The organism is Aeromonas crassostreae (assembly GCF_054052445.1).
This window is the reverse complement of record NZ_JBSTYM010000001.1, coordinates 268,903-287,944: the sequence shown is the minus strand read 5'-3', so window position 1 is coordinate 287,944 and position 19,042 is coordinate 268,903. Positions and strand designations below refer to the sequence as shown.

17 protein-coding genes and 1 pseudogene are annotated in these 19,042 nt (G+C 62.0%); 7 read left to right on the top strand and 11 right to left on the bottom strand.

Annotated elements, in window-relative coordinates:
* The first annotated feature begins 555 nt into the window (after positions 1–555).
* Together ACW5W4_RS01270 and ACW5W4_RS01265 are read left to right on the top strand one after the other, a co-directional pair.
* Positions 556–1,293: a hypothetical protein gene (locus tag ACW5W4_RS01270; protein ID WP_456688139.1), complete on the top strand. Its 738-nt coding sequence runs from the start codon at positions 556–558 to the stop codon at positions 1,291–1,293.
* Between the two features lie 9 nt (positions 1,294–1,302).
* Positions 1,303–1,974, top strand: coding sequence for a DUF2987 domain-containing protein (locus ACW5W4_RS01265; protein ID WP_456688138.1), 672 nt, complete (start codon positions 1,303–1,305; stop codon positions 1,972–1,974).
* Positions 1,975–2,050: 76 nt separating this feature from the next.
* Here the strand turns inward: ACW5W4_RS01265 and ttcA are convergent, their stop codons facing one another.
* The 11 genes and pseudogenes from ttcA to ccoN form a co-directional block, all read right to left on the bottom strand.
* Positions 2,051–2,959 carry a tRNA 2-thiocytidine(32) synthetase TtcA gene (gene ttcA / locus ACW5W4_RS01260; protein WP_408793365.1) on the bottom strand — a complete coding sequence of 303 codons (909 nt, stop codon included), beginning with the start codon at positions 2,957–2,959 and terminating at the stop codon, positions 2,051–2,053.
* Between the two features lie 67 nt (positions 2,960–3,026).
* Entirely contained in the window at positions 3,027–3,974 is a 948-nt protein-coding gene (uspE, locus tag ACW5W4_RS01255; RefSeq protein ID WP_456688137.1) for a universal stress protein UspE, read from the bottom strand.
* A 128-nt stretch (positions 3,975–4,102) separates the two neighbouring features.
* Positions 4,103–4,855: an FNR family transcription factor gene (locus tag ACW5W4_RS01250; protein ID WP_427261749.1), complete on the bottom strand. Its 753-nt coding sequence runs from the start codon at positions 4,853–4,855 to the stop codon at positions 4,103–4,105.
* 69 nt (positions 4,856–4,924) lie between these two features.
* A complete protein-coding gene (locus ACW5W4_RS01245) occupies positions 4,925–5,611 on the bottom strand; it encodes a sulfite exporter TauE/SafE family protein (protein ID WP_456688136.1) in 687 nt (228 codons plus the stop codon).
* Positions 5,595–5,783, bottom strand: coding sequence for a cbb3-type cytochrome oxidase assembly protein CcoS (gene ccoS, locus ACW5W4_RS01240; RefSeq protein WP_456688135.1), 189 nt, complete (start codon positions 5,781–5,783; stop codon positions 5,595–5,597). The genes ACW5W4_RS01245 and ccoS overlap by 17 nt, the downstream gene beginning before the upstream one ends.
* 115 nt (positions 5,784–5,898) lie before the next feature.
* Positions 5,899–8,268, bottom strand: a pseudogene (locus ACW5W4_RS01235) (heavy metal translocating P-type ATPase); the annotation flags it as partial.
* Positions 8,269–8,354: 86 nt separating this feature from the next.
* Positions 8,355–8,843: a FixH family protein gene (locus tag ACW5W4_RS01230; protein ID WP_408793360.1), complete on the bottom strand. Its 489-nt coding sequence runs from the start codon at positions 8,841–8,843 to the stop codon at positions 8,355–8,357.
* 126 nt (positions 8,844–8,969) lie between these two features.
* Complete coding sequence (gene ccoP / locus ACW5W4_RS01225; RefSeq protein ID WP_408793358.1) at positions 8,970–9,956, bottom strand: cytochrome-c oxidase, cbb3-type subunit III; 987 nt, start codon at positions 9,954–9,956, stop codon at positions 8,970–8,972.
* Entirely contained in the window at positions 9,956–10,135 is a 180-nt protein-coding gene (locus ACW5W4_RS01220) for a cbb3-type cytochrome oxidase subunit 3 (protein WP_408793356.1), read from the bottom strand. The genes ccoP and ACW5W4_RS01220 overlap by 1 nt, the downstream gene beginning before the upstream one ends.
* Positions 10,136–10,146: 11 nt before the next feature.
* Entirely contained in the window at positions 10,147–10,761 is a 615-nt protein-coding gene (gene ccoO / locus ACW5W4_RS01215; RefSeq protein WP_408793354.1) for a cytochrome-c oxidase, cbb3-type subunit II, read from the bottom strand.
* A 17-nt stretch (positions 10,762–10,778) separates the two neighbouring features.
* Positions 10,779–12,203: a cytochrome-c oxidase, cbb3-type subunit I gene (ccoN, locus tag ACW5W4_RS01210; RefSeq protein ID WP_427261746.1), complete on the bottom strand. Its 1,425-nt coding sequence runs from the start codon at positions 12,201–12,203 to the stop codon at positions 10,779–10,781.
* Positions 12,204–12,492: 289 nt separating this feature from the next.
* Between ccoN and ACW5W4_RS01205 the strand changes: the two genes are divergently transcribed.
* The 5 genes from ACW5W4_RS01205 (at position 12,493) to pepN (ending at position 19,024) form a co-directional block, all read left to right on the top strand.
* Complete coding sequence (locus tag ACW5W4_RS01205) at positions 12,493–12,954, top strand: hypothetical protein (RefSeq protein ID WP_456688134.1); 462 nt, start codon at positions 12,493–12,495, stop codon at positions 12,952–12,954.
* Between the two features lie 83 nt (positions 12,955–13,037).
* Positions 13,038–13,496, top strand: coding sequence for a GAF domain-containing protein (locus tag ACW5W4_RS01200; protein WP_456688133.1), 459 nt, complete (start codon positions 13,038–13,040; stop codon positions 13,494–13,496).
* A 102-nt stretch (positions 13,497–13,598) separates the two neighbouring features.
* Positions 13,599–14,243: an RNA chaperone ProQ gene (gene proQ, locus ACW5W4_RS01195; RefSeq protein WP_408793347.1), complete on the top strand. Its 645-nt coding sequence runs from the start codon at positions 13,599–13,601 to the stop codon at positions 14,241–14,243.
* A gap of 8 nt (positions 14,244–14,251) precedes the next feature.
* On the top strand, positions 14,252–16,264 hold the full coding sequence (gene prc, locus ACW5W4_RS01190) for a carboxy terminal-processing peptidase (RefSeq protein WP_456688132.1): 2,013 nt from the start codon (positions 14,252–14,254) through the stop codon (positions 16,262–16,264).
* A gap of 135 nt (positions 16,265–16,399) precedes the next feature.
* Positions 16,400–19,024, top strand: a complete 2,625-nt coding sequence (gene pepN / locus ACW5W4_RS01185; protein ID WP_456688131.1) for an aminopeptidase N — start codon at positions 16,400–16,402, stop codon at positions 19,022–19,024.
* The last annotated feature ends 18 nt before the right edge of the window (positions 19,025–19,042 follow it).

The window sequence follows — 19,042 nt, the reverse complement described above, 5'->3', positions numbered from 1 at the left end:
CCCGCTGACGGGGGAGGCAACCACTTCACCCTGGCCGATGACATGATGAGCAACCGGTTACGCAACCGGTTGCGTATGCCGTGAACCATAGGCGCAAGGGCTCCCAAGATCCACGCTCAGGTAACGAAAGTGTGAAAACGATCTCAGCTTGAGCCCCAAATTGGTGCGCTCGGGGCAAGGGGCGGGGTCAATCAGACCCTATGTTCGGCGCACTGGCCGGACAGGGGCACTGCGCCAATGGTCATCACAGATGGCGTTGCAGATGGCGTTGCAGATGGCTCATAACAAGCATGGCCCTAGGACGAGCAGAGAACAGGGCTCTCACCATGACTACTCGCGCCGGCGGGGCGAGCGGGCGGCCCTCCGTACCTTGGGCCGAGGTCCGGCACCAAGGCGCAGATCCCGGGATTATCCTGGCCGCCATGCCATGAATTTAAAGACTTTTTACCCTGCTGGAGGCAGGCAAAAAGACTGGGTTTCCCCCCTCGAACCGCTATAATGCGCCCCTTATTACTTCTCTTTAACCTGGGCGTGGGCAATTTAGTGAGCAACAGAATGCGGATCGGAGGCTCCCTCGAGGAGTCCCTGAACAAGGGGTATCGGCTCGATGTGCGGGCCATCTTGCAGGAGAGCTGGCAGCAGACGCGCAGCAACGGCTTTGGCCTGCTGTTTGCCATCATGGGGGTCATGGCAATCTGGATCCTGCTCAGCAATGTGTTGCTCGCCCCCTTGCTCAGCAGCGAGGAGGGGGTAGACAGCGCCATGTTCATCAGCCTGCTGCTGACGGTGGTCATGGCCCCCATGAGCTCGGCCCTGGACATGCTGGGGCTGGCCCAGGCCATCGGATTGCGAGCCCGGGCCAGCCAGGTCTTTGACTTCTTCCGCCACTTTCTGCGCCTGGGGACCCTGAGCCTGCTCGGCAGCCTGTTGACCAGCCTGTTTGGCCCCCTGTTCGCCCTGTTGGGCCTGCCCGTGGTGCTCGCCTTCATCCCCTCCGCCCTGGTGGGCATGGGGCTGCTCTTTACCGTGCCCCTGGTGCTGGAGCGGGGCCTGAGCCCGGCCCAGGCCATCCTGGTCTCGCTGCGGGTCTTTGCCCGGGGCTGGCCCTCCCTGGTGCTGCTGCACGGCATACTGCTGGGGCTCTGCCTGCTGGCCATGATCCCCATGGGGTTGGGGCTGCTCTGGGTCGCCCCCCTCTACTTCAACTGCAAGGGGATCCTCTATCGGGACCTGTGCGGCATCGCGGTGGAGGTCAGCGAAGGGGCGGCGATGCCGGATCATTTCAATGCATAAGGATGTGACATGACGCTCTGGTACAAACCCCTGATCCTGGCCGGGGCCCTGCTGCCGGGCGCCCTGATGGCGCAGCCCCTGGCCCTGGATTACGGCACCTTTTACGGGCACATGAAGACCCAGGCGAAAGGCGACTTCGGCCGGGCCCGGCTCGGCTTCTATCTGATGGATCCCGAGAAGGGGGAACCGTGTCTGGCCCAGTCGGCGCGCATTCACAGCGACAACCGGGACAGAGCCGCCGTGGTGGCCGAGGACGGGGGGCTGATCCTGCCCTTTGACGAGCAGGTCTATCTGGACAAGGGCAAGGTGCTGCTGGAGATGGCGGACCGCCATGGCCGCTGCGATCTCTCGGTGCAGGTGATGGCCGAGCTCGCGCAAGCTGAGGATGGGGCGGTGACGGTGTCGGATCTGCTGGGGGCCCAGGGAGAGATGCAGGCCCTGCTCGACAAGATGGCGGGCATGATAGGCAAGCATTTTCTCCCGGACCAGGCCGGAGTGCGGCTCTCCCTCACCCCTGCGTCCGGCCAGGCCTACCTGCGCAAGGGGGCGCAGCAGCTGGCGCTGCCCTGGCAAGGGGGCAGCCTGACCATCGACAATCAGCAGCTGGCCGCCTTCGAGGGGGGGACCCTGGTGGTGGCGGGGCGACTGGTGCGCCTGACGCCCTGGCTGCACAAGGGGTGACGCCTGCTCGCCAGCCCGGCGGGTGCCAGATCAAAAAAGGAGCGCAGCGCGCTCCTTTTTCATGGCGAAGGCGTCATCAGCGCACTTCGATCACGTCCAGCATGTCCATCTCGTCGATGTCGAGCAGGGGGGCTTTTGGCAGCTCGGGGGGATCGAACGCCTTGTCGCCACCGTCGATGATGCCGGAATCCCGGTTGATGCTCTTGAAGTCGAACAGCTTGTGATCGAGCAGGTGGCTCGGCACCACGTCCTGAATGGCGGTGAACATGGTTTCGATACGGCCCGGGAAGCGACGGTCCCAGTCTTGCATCATCTGCTTGATGGCCTTGCGTTGCAGGTTCTCCTGGGAGCCGCACAGGTTGCAGGGGATGATGGGGAAGGCCTTGACCTCGGCGTAGCGCGCCAGATCCTTCTCCTTGCAGTAGGCCAGCGGGCGGATCACCACGTTCTTGCCATCGTCGCTCACCAGCTTGGGAGGCATGGATTTGAGCTTGCCGCCATAGAACATGTTGAGGAACAGGGTCTCGAGGATGTCGTCCCTGTGGTGGCCGAGGGCTATCTTGGTGCAGCCCAGCTCCTGGGCACGGCGGTAGAGGATGCCGCGACGCAGGCGGGAACAGAGGGCGCAGGTGGTCTTGCCTTCGGGCACCTTCTCCTTGACGATGGCATAGGTATCCTCCTCGACGATCTCGAAGGGAACCCCCAGCTCGCTCAGGTAGGCGGGCAAGACGTGCTCGGGGAAGCCCGGCTGCTTCTGATCCAGGTTGACGGCGATGAGATCGAAGTGGATGGGGGCACTGGCCTGCAGGCTCAGCAGTATGTCGAGCATACCGTAGCTGTCCTTGCCGCCGGAGAGGCACACCATCACCTTGTCACCCTCTTCAATCATGTTGAAGTCGGCGATGGCCTGACCTACGTTGCGCCGCAGGCGCTTTTGCAGCTTGTTGAAACTGTATTTTTCTTTGGCGTTCAGCTCTTGCACCATGACCTCAAACCCGGGACAAAAATAAGCGGCTTATTATAGCCATGTCCCGGGGGAGGGCAAGGCGCCGTTACGGTTCCGTCGACTTGGCCTCGACAGGACACTGATAGTCGGCCGGCTTGAGGATCAGGATGTCGCAGGGCAGGCGGTCCATCACCTGTTCGGCCGTGTTGCCGAGCAGGGCGGCGGAGAGCCCGGTGCGCCCGACGCTGCCCATGATCATCAGGCTCGCCTTGAGCTCGTCGGCCAGATCCGGCAACACCTCCTCCGGCAGGCCTTCGGCAACCCGGGTCCAGAGCGGATTGATCTGGTAGCGCTCGGCATGGCTGAGCAGCAGGGACTCATGGTGCTTGCGGATTGCCTCGTTGTAGGCATGGGGATCGAACTCGGGCAGCTCGATGGCCACATTGACCGGCGTGCCCGGGAAGGTATTGACCAGATAGAGGCTGGCGCCGAGCAGATCGGCCACCCCCATACCCTCTTCCGTGATGCGATCGTTGAGCCCTTGCTGCTCCTTGTCGTCGCTCGAGCAGTTGATGGCGGCGATGATGTTGCCGCCACGCTGCCAGTGTCCCTCCTTGACCAGCAAGACGGGACAGGGGCATTTTCGCAGCAGATGCCAATCCGTGGGGGTGAAGATGAAGGTCTGCAGGAAGTTGTGATGATGGGTCGCCTTGACCACCAGATCATGCTTGCCGTTGATCACCTCCTGAATGACGGATTCGAAGGGGCGACTGTGCCAGACGACCTTGACCTCGCACTGCATGCCTTTGGCACGATAGGGGGTGAGGATCTCGTCCAGCCACTCCCGGCGCTGGCTGATGACGCCGGCGCGCATCTCGTCCCGCTCGTCGCTCGAGAGCATGGCGGTCATCTCGTACGAGAAGTCGTAGATGGTGAGCAGCAGGGTAAGCACAGCGTCTGTTTCCAGCTCGGCCACCTTGACTGCACGCTCGAGGGCGATTTGGCGCTCTTGCTCCGGGTTAATGACCACCAGGATTTTTCGGTAGTTGACCATGTGCTCCTCCTTGGACAAAAGACCAATGATGACAGGCCTTTAGCCTTTACAGCTTAGCGCAGGAGCAGAGGGAATGACGTGGGCCGGATCAAATTATTGGGCAAGGGATCCGGCCTGGGGGGAAGGGGTCAGGCGCAGGGACGGGTGATGCCGGCCATGGCGGCGAGGGCCGCCTGATCGAGCACGGTAATGTATTTACCCTTGACCCCGATGAGGCCCGATTTCTGGAAGCGCCCCAGCAGACGGCTGATGGTCTCGACGGTGAGCCCCAGATAGTTGCCGATGTCGCCCCGGGTCATGGAGAGACGGAACTCCTTGGCGGAGAAGCCGCGATCGCTGAACCGCTGGGAGAGGTTGCTGAGAAAGGCCGCCAGACGCTCCTCGGCATTCTTCTTGGAGAGCAGCAGGATCATCTCCTGATCGCCCATGATCTCGTTGCTCATCAGTCGCATGATCTGCTGACGCAGCTTGGGCATCTTGCCGGAGAGCTCGTCGAGCACATCGAACGGGATCTCGCACACCATGGCGGTCTCCAGAGCCTGGGCGAAGGAGGGGTGGCTGTGCTTGTGAATGGCATCGAAGCCGACCAGATCCCCGGCCAGGTGAAAGGCGGTGATCTGCTCGTCACCCTGCTCCGTGATGGTATAAGACTTGATGGTTCCGGAACGGATGGCATAGAGGGACTTCAACTCATCCCCAGCCTTGAACAGCTCTTCGCCTTTCTGGATCGGCTTCTTGCGCTCTATGATGCTGTCGAGCTGATCCAGCTCGCTGTCATTGAGGCTGAAGGGGATGCAGAGCTGGCTGATGCTGCAATCCTGGCAATGAATTGCACAGCCACCGCTCTGAATACGTCTGCCAGGTTTCTTGTCCGGGATCATAGGCTCATTTGGAATAATTGATTTATATCAAACAAGTCTACCATCAACCCATCCGTTTTGGATAGGGTTTCAAAGGGATGCTACCCCCACCACCAGGGTATGGAGACCGTAAACCATCAGCAGCAGAGCCCCCGCGAGACGCAGGCTGCGCAGGGTAAGCCAGTAACGCAGCCGGTCGGCCAGGCCGCCGAGGGCAAACAGGGTCGGCAGGGTGCCGAGGCCAAAGCACAGCATGATGAGGGCCCCCTGGCCAGCCGAGCCCGCCGCCGCGCTCCAGGTCAGCATGGAGTAGACCAGGCCGCAGGGGAGCCAGCCCCACACCATGCCAAAGGGGAGGGCCTGCCAGGGGGCGGTGAGGGGCAGGCACTTGCCTGCCAGGGGCTGGATATGGGGCCAGAGCTTGGCCCCCAGCCGCTCCAGCAGCAATATCCCCTGCCACCAGCCCGCCAGATAGAGGCCCAGGGCTATCATCAGCAGGGCCGCGACGAGGCGAAGGCCGGCGATGGCGTGCTTGCCCGCCCCCAGCTCTCCCGTGGTGGCCAGCAGGCCACCCACCAGGGCGCCGGCCAGTACATAGCTCAAGATCCGCCCCAGGTTGTAGTACAGGAGGTAGCCAAGGCGTCCCCAGAAGTGTTGCCGGGCGGGCGGAATGGCCATGGAGAGGGCGGCGGAGACGCCGCCGCACATGCCGATGCAGTGCCCGGCCCCGGCCAACCCCACCAGCAGGGCGCCTACCAGATCAAGGCTGCCGATCATCTTTGCTGTCCTTGGCGCCTTGCCCGGGAGTCTTGTCCTCATCGAACAGTATGTTGGAGCCCTGCCTGTCGAGATCCTCGAACTGCTCCGAGCGTATGGCCCAGAAGAAGACGACGGCGGCGATGATCACAAACAGGATGGCGATGGGGATCAGGACGAAGATGATGTTCATGGCACTGGCCTTGTGGTGAAGAGGGTCATGATAACCCGGCGAGCGGCGGATGCCCGTTTCCTGTGGCCGGGGGCTCGCCAACCGGGGGAGCCTCCGATGGTCGCGTCATGGTGCCACGGTTCAAGCGCATGGAGTTGGTGACGACGATGAGGGAGCTCAGGGACATGCCGGCCGCCGCCAGGTAGGGGGGCAGCCAGCCGCTGGCCGCCAGCGGCAGCACCAGCAGGTTGTAGCCGATGGACCAGGCGAAGTTTTCCTTGATGATCTTGCGGGTGCGCAGGGCCAGGGTGCGCGCCTCCAGCAGGCGGGCGAGGTTGTCGCCAAGCAGGATGGCGTCGGCGCTGTTCTTGGCCAGATCCGTGCCCCCGGCCATGGCAAAGGAGGCGTGGGCCCCCGCCAGCACGGGGGCGTCATTGATGCCATCCCCCACCATGATGCTGATCTCACTCACCGCTTCCCGGGCCTTGAGGTAGGCCAGCTTGCCATCCGGGGTGGCACCTTTTACCAGCTCGTCGACCCCGAGGGTGCGGGCAATCTCGTCGGCCTGGGCCGAGCCATCCCCGGTCAGTATGGTGGTCTTGAGACCGGCGGCCTTGAAGGCGTCGATCAGGACGTGGGCGTCGGGGCGCAGGCGGTCTTCCAGCTGGAAGCGGGCGAGGGGGCCATGCTCCCCCGAGAGATAGACGGTCAGGCCGGGCACGGTGGCATCGGGGGGGATGCCGAGCCAGGCGGCGCTGCCGAGGCGATAGGGGTGGCCTGCGACCGTGCCCCGGATGCCATGGCCGACGACCGGCTGGATATCACGCACCGCCAGACCCACCTCGCCGGGGGCACGAAAGGCGCGGGCGATGGGGTGTTCGGACTGGGACTCCAGCGCCCGGGCGATGGCGAGGCACTGGGCCTCATCCATGTCCCCCAGCAGCTGGATGGCGGCGAGCTGGATCTCCCCCGTGGTGAGGGTGCCGGTCTTGTCCATCACCACCCGGTTGGCCCGGGTCAGGATGTCGAGCACATGGCCCCGGCGCAGCAGTATGCCGCTGCGGGTGAGGTGGGCGGTGGCCGAGGTGAGGGCGGTGGGGGTGGCGAGGGACAAGGCGCAGGGGCAGGTGGCGACCAGCACCGCCAGGGTGACCCAGAAGGCCTGCTCCGGCTGATGGAAGTGCCAGAAGGTCCAGACCGCGGCGGCGATGATGAGCAGCACCAGGATGAAGTGGCGCGACAGGGTGTCGGCCAGCTCGGCGATGGCGGGCTTGTCGGCGAGGGCCTCATCCTGCATGCGCATGATCTGGGCGATGCGCGAGTGGGCGATGGGTTGATTGACCCGCACCAGCAGCGGGGCATCGGTATTGATGGTACCGGCGTAGACGGCGTCGCCTTCTCCCTTGGCCAGCGGCAGCTGCTCCCCGGTCAGCATGGCCTCGTTGAGGCTGGCTCGCCCCTGAAGGATGATGCCGTCCGCGGGCAGGGTGGCGCCGGCCAGTACCCGGACCTTGTCCCCCACCTTGAGGGTCTTGGCGGCCACCTCATGCTCCCCTTGCTCATCGACCCGGGTCGCCATGATGGGCACCAGCCGCGCCAGGTTGGAGCTGGACTCCGACGCCTTGCGCCGGGCGCGCAACTCCAGAAAACGCCCCAGCAGCAGGAAGAAGACGAACATGGTGATGGAGTCGTAATAGACCTCCCCCGTGTTGAAGACGGTGGCCCAGATGGAGGCGGCGAAGGCGCCGATCAGCGCCAGGGACACCGACACATCCATCGACAGCTGACCCTGGCGCAGGCTGCGCCAGGCCCCCGCGTAAAATGGCTGGGCCGAGTAGATCATGATGGGGGTGGAGAGCAGCAGGCTTATCCACTTGAAGTAGATCATGAACTCCTCCTCGACGCTGATGAAGAGATCCATGTAGAGCGCCACGGCGCACATCATCACCTGCATGGAGCCCAGTCCCGCCAGGGCGAGGCGGAACATGTAGCGGCGCACCTCGCGGGCGTAGAGCGCCTCCTGCTGATGGGTCTGGAAGGGGTAGGCCCGGTAGCCGATGCGGGCGAAGCCCTTGAGGATGTCGCTCAAGGAGAGCAGGGCCGGATCCCACTTGATGCGGGCCCTGTGGGTGGTGGTGTTGACCACTATGTAGCGCAGACCGGGCAGGGTGGTGAGGTGGCGCTCGATGAGCCAGGCGCAGGCGGCGCAGGTGAGCCCCTCCACACTGAGCTGGATCTCCCGCAAGGTGCCGCTGTCGGTGACGAACTCCTGCTGCACATCGGCCAGATCATAATGGGAGAGGGCGGCCAGCTCGGCGGGGATCATCTCCCCCTTGGCGCCCGGGGCGGTGCGGTGTTCGTAGTAACTGGAGAGGCCGCACTCCATGATGGTCTGGGCGACCGCCTGGCAGCCAGGGCAACACATTGGCCTGAGTATCCCTTTGATCTCAAAGGCGTACTGGCTGTTGGCCGGCACCGGCTCGCCACAGTGAAAACAGCCGGACATGGCGTGTCCCTCCTTGGGGGTGAGCCCGTGAACGGGGCATGATGGTAAACCGGCCGACCGCAAGCAGCCCGCCGTTCGTCCAGGGATCAACGCCCCTTGGGATCGAGCTCCACCGGCTCGGCCAGGGGGAACTGCACCGTCTCTTGCAGGCGCCATTCGTGGTCAAACGCATCGACCCGAATGTGCCACTTGCCGCCGAGGGGCTGCGCCAGATGGAGGCGGTAGGTGCCGCTGGCATCGCTGGTCAGCAGATGCTCGCTGTCATGGCCGGCCAGCGTGGGGTGGAACAGGGACAGACGCAGTGCCTGGTTGGGCACCATGTCTCCGCTCACGGGCTTGAGGGTCAGCACCTGATCCTGCTGCTGGAGGGCGATGCGGATATGGAGCGCCTCGGCCCGGTCAAACTTGCTGAGATCCTGATTGATCTCCTTGCCCTGCTTGTAATAGTCCTCCGCCACCAGATTGACCCCATCCTTGCTGGCAATGATGGCGGTGGCGATGGCAGCGACGACGACGGTGGCGGGGAGGGCGATGAGAAACCAGGGCCAGAATTGGCGATACCAGGGTTGAGTCATGGTGCTACTACCGTGAAACCTATGATTAACGAAAGTGAGAAATCAGCGCGACACAAGATAACAAAAAGCCTCGAAGAGTCGAGGCTTTTTGCTGAGTAATCACGTGTTTATCACATGTTACTGCTGTTATTGTGCCGCTTCTCCACCATGGGAGAGGCTGTACACATAGGCGGCGAGCAGGTGCACCTTGTCTTCCCCCAGAATGTCTTTCCAGGCGGGCATCACGCCGTGACGACCGTGGGTGATGGTCTCCTCGACCACCTGACGGGAGCCACCGTACAACCAGGTGGTGTTGGTCAGATCCGGCGCACCGACGGCGATGCCGCCCTTGGCATCCGGGCCGTGACAGGCGGCGCACACCGCGAAGCGTGCTTCCCCTTTCTTCGCCTCCACCATGTCGACCTTGCGGCCGGACAGGCTCAGCACATGGGCCGCCACTTCCTTGACCCCATCCTTGCCCAGCACCTCGCCCCAGGCGGCCATCACCCCCTGACGACCGTTCATGATGGTGGTCTTGATCTGATCTGGTTGACCGCCCCATTGCCATTCGGCATCGGTCAGGTTCGGGAAGCCGCGTCCACCGCGGGCATCCGAACCATGGCACTGGGCACAGTTTTGCAGGAACAGACGCTGACCCACCTTGCGCGCCTCGCTGTCGGCGGCAATCTCCTCGATGGCCTTGTAATGCTTGCCATCGGCTTGATAGGTGAGCTCCTTGAACTTGGCACCATAGACCTGGTCGGCCTTGGCCAGCTCGCGGTCATACTCGGGGGCGCTGCCCTCTTGCCTGGCGGCCTCGATGGCTGCCTTGCCCTCCGCCAGGGAGCGGATGTCCTGGTGGGAGCTCTGCCAGCCCAGCAGACCCTTGAAGTTGCCAAGACCCGGGAAGGCGAGCAGGTAGAGCAGACCAATCACTATCATGAAGAGGAACATGTAGCTCCACCACTTGGGCAGCGGGTTGTTGATCTCCTCGATGCCGTCGAAGGAGTGGCCCATGGACTGGCCCTCTTCGACCCCCATCTTGTCATTGCGGCACCACATGAGCAGCAGGAAGCAGCCCACTATGGTACCCAGTGACACCAAGGTCACAAAAATGCTTAACAGAGTGCTCATTATTGCTTCGCTCCTGCGTTCTTGTTATCAGCACTGGGTTGCTCGTCATCGGCAAAAACCAGGTTGGCGGCCTCGTCAAAGGAGGCCTTGCGGCGCTTGCTATAGGCCCAGGCGATGATGCCGAACATGATCAGCATCAGCAGCAGGGTATAGAGTCCGCGAAAGGTGCCGTAATCCATCTCCCGACTCCTTATTTCAGGGCATGACCCAGTGATTGCAGATAGGCAACCAGGGCATCGAGCTCGCTCTTGCCTTTCACCGCCGCCTCGGCACCCTGGATGTCTTCATCGGTGTAGGGTACGCCGAAGTGATCCCGGAACAGCGCCAGCTTCTTGCCGGTCAGCTCGCCGGTCAGGACATTGGTCTCGAGCCAGGGGAAGCTGGGCATGTTGGACTCGGGCACCACGTCGCGCGGGTTGATCAGGTGAGCGCGGTGCCAGTCGTCGGAATAGCGTCCGCCGACCCGGGCCAGATCCGGACCGGTGCGCTTGGAGCCCCACAGGAAGGGGTGTTCCCACACGCTCTCACCGGCGACCGAGTAGTGACCATAACGCTCGGTCTCGGCGCGGAACGGGCGGATCATCTGGCTATGACAGACGGTGCAGCCCTCGCGGATATAGATGTCACGCCCTTCCATCTGCAGGGCGGTGTAGGCCTTGAGGCCCTCCACCGGCTCATTGGTCTGCTTCTGGAAGAACAGCGGCGTGATCTCCACCAGGCCCCCCAGGCTGATGGCGAAGATGATGCCAATCACCAGCATGGGGACGCTTTTTTCAAAGATTTCGTGACGATTATTGTTGCTCATGCTTTAACCCCTTCAGATCAGGCTGGCTGTGCGACGGGTTCGAGGGAACCCTTGGGCGCAGTGATGGTGCGATAGCTGTTGTAGGCCATCAGCAACATGCCGGTGACGAAGAAGCAGCCACCCAGGAAGCGCACGAAATAGAAGGGATAGGAGGCCTGCAAGGCTTCCACGAAGCTGTAGGTCAATGTGCCGTCGTCGTTGACCGCGCGCCACATCAGACCCTGCATCACACCGGAAATCCACATGGCGACGATGTAGAGCACTGTGCCCACGGTCGCCAGCCAGAAGTGGATGTTGATGAGACGCACGCTGTACATCCGGCCCTGATTGAACAGGTTCGGGATCAGGTGGTAGACGGCGCCGATGGAGACCATGGCAACCCAGCCCAGGGCACCGGAGTGGACGTGACCTATGGTCCAGTCGGTGTAGTGGGAGAGGGCGTTGACCGTCTTGATGGCCATCATGGGGCCTTCGAAGGTGGACATGCCGTAGAACGACAGGGAGACGATCAGGAAGCGCAGCACCGGATCGTAACGCAGTTTATGCCAGGCGCCGGACAGGGTCATGATGCCGTTGATCATGCCGCCCCAGGAGGGGACGAACAGGATGAGGGACATCACCATCCCCAGGGACTGAGCCCAGTCGGGCAGCGCCGTGTAGTGCAGATGGTGCGGGCCGGCCCAGATATAGAGGGAGATCAGTGCCCAGAAGTGCACGATGGAGAGGCGGTAGGAGTAGACGGGGCGACCCGCCTGCTTGGGCACGAAGTAGTACATCATCCCCAGGAAGCCGGCGGTGAGCAGGAAGCCGACCGCGTTGTGGCCATACCACCACTGCACCATGGCATCGGTGGCACCCGAGTACACGGAGTAGGACTTCATGCCGCTGACCGGGATCTCCAGGTTGTTGACGATATGCAACACGGCCACCGTGATGATGAAGGCGCCGAAGAACCAGTTCGCCACATAGATGTGGGAGGTGGTGCGCTTCATCAGGGTACCGAAGAAGACGATGGCGTAAGAGACCCAGACCACGGCGATGGCGATGTCGATGGGCCACTCCAGCTCGGCATACTCCTTGGAGCTGGTATACCCCATGGGCAGGGAGATGGCGGCGGCGACGATGATGGCCTGCCAGCCCCAGAACACGAAGCCCGCCAGGGGACCGCCGAACAGACGGGTCTGGCAGGTGCGCTGTGCCACGTATAAGGAGGTCGCCATCAGGGCGCAGCAACCGAAGGCGAAGATCACCGCATTGGTGTGCAGGGGGCGAAGACGGCTGTAGGTCAGCCAGGGGGTATCGAAGTTGAGGGCAGGCCAGATCAACTGGGCTGCAATCAGTACGCCTACCGACATGCCGACAATTCCCCAGACGATAGTCATGATGGTGAACTGACGGACAACCGTGTAGTTGTACTCAGGGTGGTTTGTTGTATGGCTCATCGTTGTATTCCGCTTCCGATGCTGCTGTTGTTTGATTTTTGCCCGGTGGCCGGGACTGGCAACTCAATTCATCAGCGACTGCCTTTCCAGTTGTTAACGACTGTTAACGAAAGGAAAAGCAAAAAGTAGCTAAATGAAAATTCGATGGGAATGATACTGAACTGACAGGTAAAATAACAGTATAAACAGTGATATATTTGGCTCCGAGCGCAGGCGCATCACGCAGTTTTTACCATGCGCAAGATCACGAAAATGGCATTTAAAAGCCAGCTTACAAGGTTGTTTTTTAATGAAAGAGAGACTGACTTCACGCAAATTTGCCCATCTGCTCATCGTGTTGACCATTTTGCTCGGATTGATGGCCTATCGGACCTGGTTCGACGGCGTGGACGGCGCAGGCGCGGACGCGAAAAATGATCGGATCTGTGATCTGTCCCACACCTCTTGCGAGCTCCAGATCGGGGGAGTACCGCTCACAGTGACGCTGAGCGACCCCCCCCTGCGGGCAGAACAGGCGTTTCAGATACGCCTTGACGGGGTGGCGCAGGGACAAGTGCCAATCAAGAGCTGGCTGGAGGGGCAGGAGATGTTCATGGGGCGCATCCCGGTGTTTTTCGAGCCCCAAGGAGAAGGGCAGTGGCTGGCCGACACCCAGGTCGGGGCCTGCACCAGCCACCACATGGTATGGCTGCTGGTCATCGAATGGCGCAATGGCGAGCGGCAACAGGTGGCGCTGTCGGTGACCCGTTGAGGGGGGCGGCGCAAATTTAATTTGAATTTTTCAGGCAGGGCGGTACCTTGCACTGGTTATCTGAGAACCAAGACCATTTCATCATGATTGAAAAACAAGCATTTTATCGCACACTCAACCAGCAGGCCCAGGCTCTGCTGGAAGGGGAACCCGACCTCATCGCCAAGCTGGCCAACCTCAGCGCCCTGCTCAATCAGGAGCTGGCCGAGATCAACTGGGTCGGTTTTTATCTGTTGCAGGGGGAGACACTGGTACTGGGTCCCTTCCAGGGCAAACCCGCCTGTGTGCGCATCCCGGTCGGTCGCGGCGTCTGCGGCACGGCGGTGGCCGAGGGGCAGACCCAGCTCATCGACGATGTGCACCAGTTCGAGGGGCACATCGCCTGCGATGGGGCCAGCAATTCGGAGATTGTGATCCCGCTGCGCCGTGATGGCGTCATCATAGGGGTGCTGGATATCGACAGTCCCGTTTTCAACCGTTTTGACCAGATTGACCGGCTCGGGCTGGAAGAAACGGTCCAAATATTGGAACGCCTGCTGTAAGTTAGGTGCGAGATGGTTCGCAAAAGGTCCCAAGCTCTCTATAATGGGGCCTTTGTTGTGCCCGGGGTTGCCCGTGCGTTTATATGAAAGCCAAGGTTATACATGGAAAACACTGAAAAGCTGAAGAACAGTAAAGAGATCGTTGCCTACCTGGTCGAGAAATTCCCGGCCTGCTTCATCGCTGAAGGAGAGGCCAAGCCACTCAAGATTGGCATCTTCCAGGATCTGGCCGAGCGTCTTGCTGACGATGACAGGGTCTCCAAGACCATGCTGCGTTCCGCCCTGCGTCAATACACTTCCAGCTGGCGCTATCTGCACGGCCTCAAGGCCGGCCAGGCTCGCGTCGATCTCGATGGTAACCCGGGCGATTTGTTGACCGAAGAGCACATCGAGCACGCCAAGCAGGCGCTCAAGGAGAGCAAGGACCGCGTCTTTGCCAACCGTCGCAACAAAGACGACAAGAAAGAGGCCAAAGGCGAGGCCAAGGCCGATGCCGCTGGCAAGCGCGAAGAGAAACCGAAGAAGCCCCGTCGTCCTGCCCCGCGCAAACCGGACGCCGCCGCTGCTGCTCCCAAGCAGTATCGTCAGGCCCAGGCCGGTGAGCTGAAAGTGGAACAAGCCGTCAACGTGGTGCTGGGCAAGTCTCCGGTCCCGGCGACCATCAAGGAAATCACCAAGGATGATGTGCAGGTTCAGCTGCAGACCGGCATGATGCTGCGCGTCAAATTCGAGCATCTGGTTCTCTAAGGAGACAAATGTTGAAGCATGGCGTAATTCGTTTTTCCCTCGTCGCCTGTAGCCTGGCGCTTGCCGGGCTTGCACAGGCCGTCGAGCCGGTGCTCAAGGAAAGTGATTTGCCTGTGTTGGCTCAAGAGAGCCAACATGCTACGGCCAGCAAGCGAATTGCCAATCTGTTTACCCGCTCCCATTACAAGCAGTTCAAGCTGGACGATGCCTTCTCCGAGGTGGTGTTCGATCAGTATCTCGAGAATCTGGACTTCAGCCGCAACCTGTTTTTGGCCTCTGACATCAAGCGGTTCGAAAAATACCGTCATGGCTTCGATACCGATCTCGAGCGGGGCCGTCTGGCGCCCGCCTACGATATGTTCAATCTGAGTCAGCAGCGACGCTATGAGCGGTTCGAATACGCCCTCCAACTGCTTGATACCCCTTTCGATTTTACCCAGCCCGATCAATACGTCTTCGATCGGGAAGGGGCGCCCTGGCCCAGGGATGAAGCCGAGCTCAACGAGCTGTGGCGTCAGCGGGTCAAGTTCGATGCCCTGAGCCTCAAGCTCAGCGGCAAGGAGTGGCCCGAGATCAAGGAGCTGCTCGGCAAGCGTTACAACAACGCCATCAAGCGGATGTCCCAGACCGAGAGCGAGGATGTGTTCCAGCTCTTCATGAACTCCTTCTCGCGCGCCATCGAGCCTCACACCAGCTATCTCTCCCCCCGCAACGCCGATCGCTTCAACACCGAGATGAACCTCTCGCTGGAAGGGATAGGCGCCGTGTTGCAGGCGGAAGATGACTTCACCGTGATCCGCTCCCTGGTGCCGGGGGGGCCCGCCGCCAAGTCCAACCACCTCAAGCCCGATGACAAGATCGTCGGGGTGGGGCAGGAGGATGGCAAGATTGTCGATGTGATAGGTTGGCGTCTGGATGACGTGGTCGAGCTCATCAAGGGGCCCAAGGGCAGCAAGGTGCGCCTCGAGATCCAGCGTGGCAAGGGTGCCAGCGTCAAGACCGAGCAGGTCGAGCTGACCCGGGACAAGGTGCGTCTGGAAGACAGGGCCGCCAAGTCCAAGGTGATCAAGACCCAGGGCAAGAAGATAGGGGTGCTCGAGATCCCGAGCTTCTACGTCAACCTTCATGACGATGTCATCAAGGAGCTGGCCAGCCTCAACAAGCAGAAGATAGACGGCCTGGTGGTGGACCTGCGCAGCAACGGCGGCGGAGCCCTCACCGAGGCCTCTGCCCTGAGCGGCCTCTTCTTCGCCAGCGGTCCCGTGGTGCAGATCCGCGATCACATGGGCCGGATCTCGGTCAATGGCGATGACGATGGCCAGATCTACTACGGCGGGCCCATGTCGGTGCTGATCGACCGCTACAGCGCCTCGGCCTCCGAGATCTTCGCCGCCGCCATGCAGGACTATGGCCGCGCGCTGATCCTGGGAGAGAACTCCTTTGGCAAGGGCACGGTGCAGCAGCATCGCAGCCTGGCCAAGGTGTACGACTTCTACGATCAGCCCCTGGGCCACGTGCAGTACACCATTGCCAAGTTCTACCGCATCAATGGCGGCAGTACCCAGAACAAGGGGGTCGCGCCGGACATCAGCTTCCCGACCCCGGTCACGCCGGAGGAGACGGGGGAGAGCCGTGAGTTCCATGCGCTGCCCTGGGACAAGATCGCCTCGGCGGATTATCAGACCCTGGGCAACTTCACCAGCCTGATCCCCAAGCTGGAAGCGGCGCACCAGGCCAGGATCAAGACGGATCCCGAGTTCGCCTACGTGCTGCAGGACATCCAGGAGTATCGTGCCGAGAAGGACAAGAAATCCCTCTCCCTGAACGAAGCGCAGCGGCGTGCCGAGCAGGACAAGCAGGATGCCCTGGCCCTGCTGCGGGCCAACGAGCGCCTGGCGCGGATGGGCAAGCCTGCCATCAAGAGCCTGGACGAGTTGCCTGCGGACTTTGAGGCACCCGATGAGTACCTGCTGGAGTCCGCCAATATCACGGCGGATCTGGTCAAGCTGGCCCGCCACTGAGGTCAGTCTCGGCGAGTCATGGACAAAAGGGCGACGCAAGTCGCCCTTTCTCTTGCCTGAATGCAAACTATTTGACCCGGGGATGGCCTTGTGACAGCCTCGATACGCCCATAACAAGCGTGGAAGCACATAATAATGACCGATCACTCCCAGGCCATGACGGCCAAATATCGCCAGGATTATCAAGCCCCTCTCTACTGGATTGACAGCCTGGATCTCGATTTCCAGCTGCAGGATCCCCTCTGCCGTGTCACCGCCATCTCCCGCATTCGCCGCAACGGCGAGCACAATGAAGTGCTGGCCCTCGATGGCGAGAGCCTCCAGCTGGTGAGCGTCAGCATAGACGGGGTGGCGTGCGAGCAGTATGAGCTGACCGACAACCAGCTGCGACTCAGCAACCTGCCCGCCGAGTGCGTGCTGACCATAGTCACGGACCTGGACGCCGCCGGCAACACGGCGCTGGAGGGGCTCTACAAGTCCGGCGATGCCTACTGCACCCAGTGCGAGGCGGAGGGTTTTCGCCGCATCACCTATTACCTGGACAGGCCCGACATCCTGGCCCGTTACAGCACCCGCATCACCGCCGACAAGGCCAGCTACCCCTATCTGCTCTCCAACGGCAACAAGGTCGACAGCGGCGATCTGGATGACGGCCGCCACTTCGTGCAGTGGCAGGATCCCTTCCCCAAGCCCAGCTACCTGTTCGCCCTGGTAGCCGGTGACTTCGACGTGGAGCGGGACCGCTATGTCACCAAAAGCGGCCGCGAGGTGGCCCTCGAGATCTTCGTCGACAAGGGCAATCTGGACCGCGCCGGTTTCGCCATGGAGAGCCTCGTCAACGCCATGCGTTGGGACGAGCAACGCTTCGATCTGGAGTATGACCTCGACATCTACATGATCGTCGCGGTGGACTTCTTCAACATGGGGGCTATGGAGAACAAGGGGCTCAACGTCTTCAACTCCAAGTTCGTGCTGGCCAACCCGGCCACCGCCACCGACGGCGACTATCACGGCATAGAGCGGGTGATCGCCCACGAATACTTCCACAACTGGACCGGCAACCGGGTCACCTGCCGCGACTGGTTCCAGTTAAGCCTCAAAGAGGGGCTGACCGTGTTCCGGGATCAGGAGTTCTCCTCGGATCTGGGGTCGCGCGGCGTCAACCGCATCAACAACGTGCGCACCGTGCGCGGCCCGCAGTTTGCCGAAGATGCCGGCCCCATGGCCCACCCCATCCGCCCGGATGTGGTGATCGAGATGAACAACTTCTACACCCTGACCGTCTACGAGAAGGGGGCGGAAGTGATCCGCATGCTGCACGTCTTGTTGGGAGAAGCGGCATTCCAGGCCGGCATGGGCCTCTATTTCGAGCGTCACGACGGCTCCGCCGCCACCTGCGACGACTTCGTGCAGGCGATGGAAGATGCTTCCGGTGTCGATCTCGGCCGCTTCCGCCGCTGGTACAGCCAGTCCGGTACCCCCGAACTCACCGTGACCGACGACTACGACGCGGCGAGCGGCGTCTATCGCCTGCACGTGCGCCAGCACACCCCGCCGACCCAAGATCAGCCACAAAAGCTGCCGCTGCACATCCCCTTTGACATCGAGCTCTACGATGAGAAAGGGGCCGTCATCCCGCTGCAATATCAGGGCAAGGCCATCGGCAACGTGCTCGACGTGCTGGAGGCACAGCAGACCTTCGTGTTCGACCAAGTGCCGGTCAGGCCGGTGCCCTCCCTGCTGCGGGACTTCAGTGCGCCGGTCAAGCTGCATTTTGATTACAGCGACGAGGCGCTCGCCTTCCTGATGCGTTTTGCCCGCAACGAGTTCGCCCGCTGGGATGCGGCCCAGATGCTGATCAACAAGGCGGTGATCGACGGCGTGGCCCGGGTACAGCAAGGGCAGGGGGTGGCACTCTCCGATACCCTCCTGGCCGCCTTTGTCGCCATCCTCGATGAGGAGTCACTGGACTCCGCCCTCAAGGCGGAGATCCTGGCGCTGCCCGCTGAGGCGACCCTGGCCGAGCTGTTCGAGGTGGCGGATATCGACGCCATCCATCGGGTGCGCGGCGAGATCCAGGCCGCACTGGCCCACGCCTTCGGCGACCGCCTGCTGGCGTGCTACGAGGGCCTGCGCCTGAACGGTTATCAGGTGGTCCATGCCGACATGGCCAAGCGCGCCCTCAAGGCCGTGGTGCTGGGCTATCTGGCGGCGCTGGATGCCGAGCGGGCCGATGCCCTGGTGCGGGAACAATATGCCCAGGCCGACAACATGACCGACACCCTGGCGGCGCTCCAGGTGGCCAACGGCCATCTGCTGCCATGCCGCACCGCGCTCCTCGCCGATTTCGAGGGCAAGTGGGCCCATGACGGCCTGGTGCTGGACAATTGGCTGCGCCTGGTGGGGGCCAAGCCGGCCGCCGACGTGCTGGAGGAGGTGCGCCAGGCGATGAGCCATCCCACCTTCAGCATCCGCAACCCGAACCGGTTGCGGGCCCTGGTGGGCAGCTTCGCCATGGGCAACCAGGTGCAGTTCCATGCCCGGGATGGCAGCGGCTATCGCTTCCTGACCGATCTGCTGATCGAGCTCAACAGCATCAACCCCCAGGTGGCGTCCCGTCTCATCACGCCGCTTATCCAGTTCAAGCGACTGGACGAGGAACGCAGAGGGCTGATCCGTGCCGAGCTGGCACGGTTGCAGGGGTTGCCGAGCCTGGCCCGGGATCTCTATGAGAAGGTGAGCAAGGCCCTGGCCCAGTAAGCCTTGTGCCAGTGAAGG

Excerpts from the sequence above, each read along its gene's own strand:
- ACW5W4_RS01270 (WP_456688139.1), top strand. The coding sequence starts at position 556 with ATGCGGATCGGAGGCTCCCTCGAGGAGTCCCTGAACAAGGGGTATCGG.
- ACW5W4_RS01265 (WP_456688138.1), top strand. The coding sequence starts at position 1,303 with ATGACGCTCTGGTACAAACCCCTGATCCTGGCCGGGGCCCTGCTGCCG.
- ttcA (WP_408793365.1), bottom strand. The coding sequence starts at position 2,959 with ATGGTGCAAGAGCTGAACGCCAAAGAAAAATACAGTTTCAACAAGCTG.
- uspE (WP_456688137.1), bottom strand. The coding sequence starts at position 3,974 with ATGGTCAACTACCGAAAAATCCTGGTGGTCATTAACCCGGAGCAAGAG.
- ACW5W4_RS01250 (WP_427261749.1), bottom strand. The coding sequence starts at position 4,855 with ATGATCCCGGACAAGAAACCTGGCAGACGTATTCAGAGCGGTGGCTGT.
- ACW5W4_RS01245 (WP_456688136.1), bottom strand. The coding sequence starts at position 5,611 with ATGATCGGCAGCCTTGATCTGGTAGGCGCCCTGCTGGTGGGGTTGGCC.
- ccoS (WP_456688135.1), bottom strand. The coding sequence starts at position 5,783 with ATGAACATCATCTTCGTCCTGATCCCCATCGCCATCCTGTTTGTGATC.
- ACW5W4_RS01230 (WP_408793360.1), bottom strand. The coding sequence starts at position 8,843 with ATGACTCAACCCTGGTATCGCCAATTCTGGCCCTGGTTTCTCATCGCC.
- ccoP (WP_408793358.1), bottom strand. The coding sequence starts at position 9,956 with ATGAGCACTCTGTTAAGCATTTTTGTGACCTTGGTGTCACTGGGTACC.
- ACW5W4_RS01220 (WP_408793356.1), bottom strand. The coding sequence starts at position 10,135 with ATGGATTACGGCACCTTTCGCGGACTCTATACCCTGCTGCTGATGCTG.
- ccoO (WP_408793354.1), bottom strand. The coding sequence starts at position 10,761 with ATGAGCAACAATAATCGTCACGAAATCTTTGAAAAAAGCGTCCCCATG.
- ccoN (WP_427261746.1), bottom strand. The coding sequence starts at position 12,203 with ATGAGCCATACAACAAACCACCCTGAGTACAACTACACGGTTGTCCGT.
- ACW5W4_RS01205 (WP_456688134.1), top strand. The coding sequence starts at position 12,493 with ATGAAAGAGAGACTGACTTCACGCAAATTTGCCCATCTGCTCATCGTG.
- ACW5W4_RS01200 (WP_456688133.1), top strand. The coding sequence starts at position 13,038 with ATGATTGAAAAACAAGCATTTTATCGCACACTCAACCAGCAGGCCCAG.
- proQ (WP_408793347.1), top strand. The coding sequence starts at position 13,599 with ATGGAAAACACTGAAAAGCTGAAGAACAGTAAAGAGATCGTTGCCTAC.
- prc (WP_456688132.1), top strand. The coding sequence starts at position 14,252 with ATGTTGAAGCATGGCGTAATTCGTTTTTCCCTCGTCGCCTGTAGCCTG.
- pepN (WP_456688131.1), top strand. The coding sequence starts at position 16,400 with ATGACCGATCACTCCCAGGCCATGACGGCCAAATATCGCCAGGATTAT.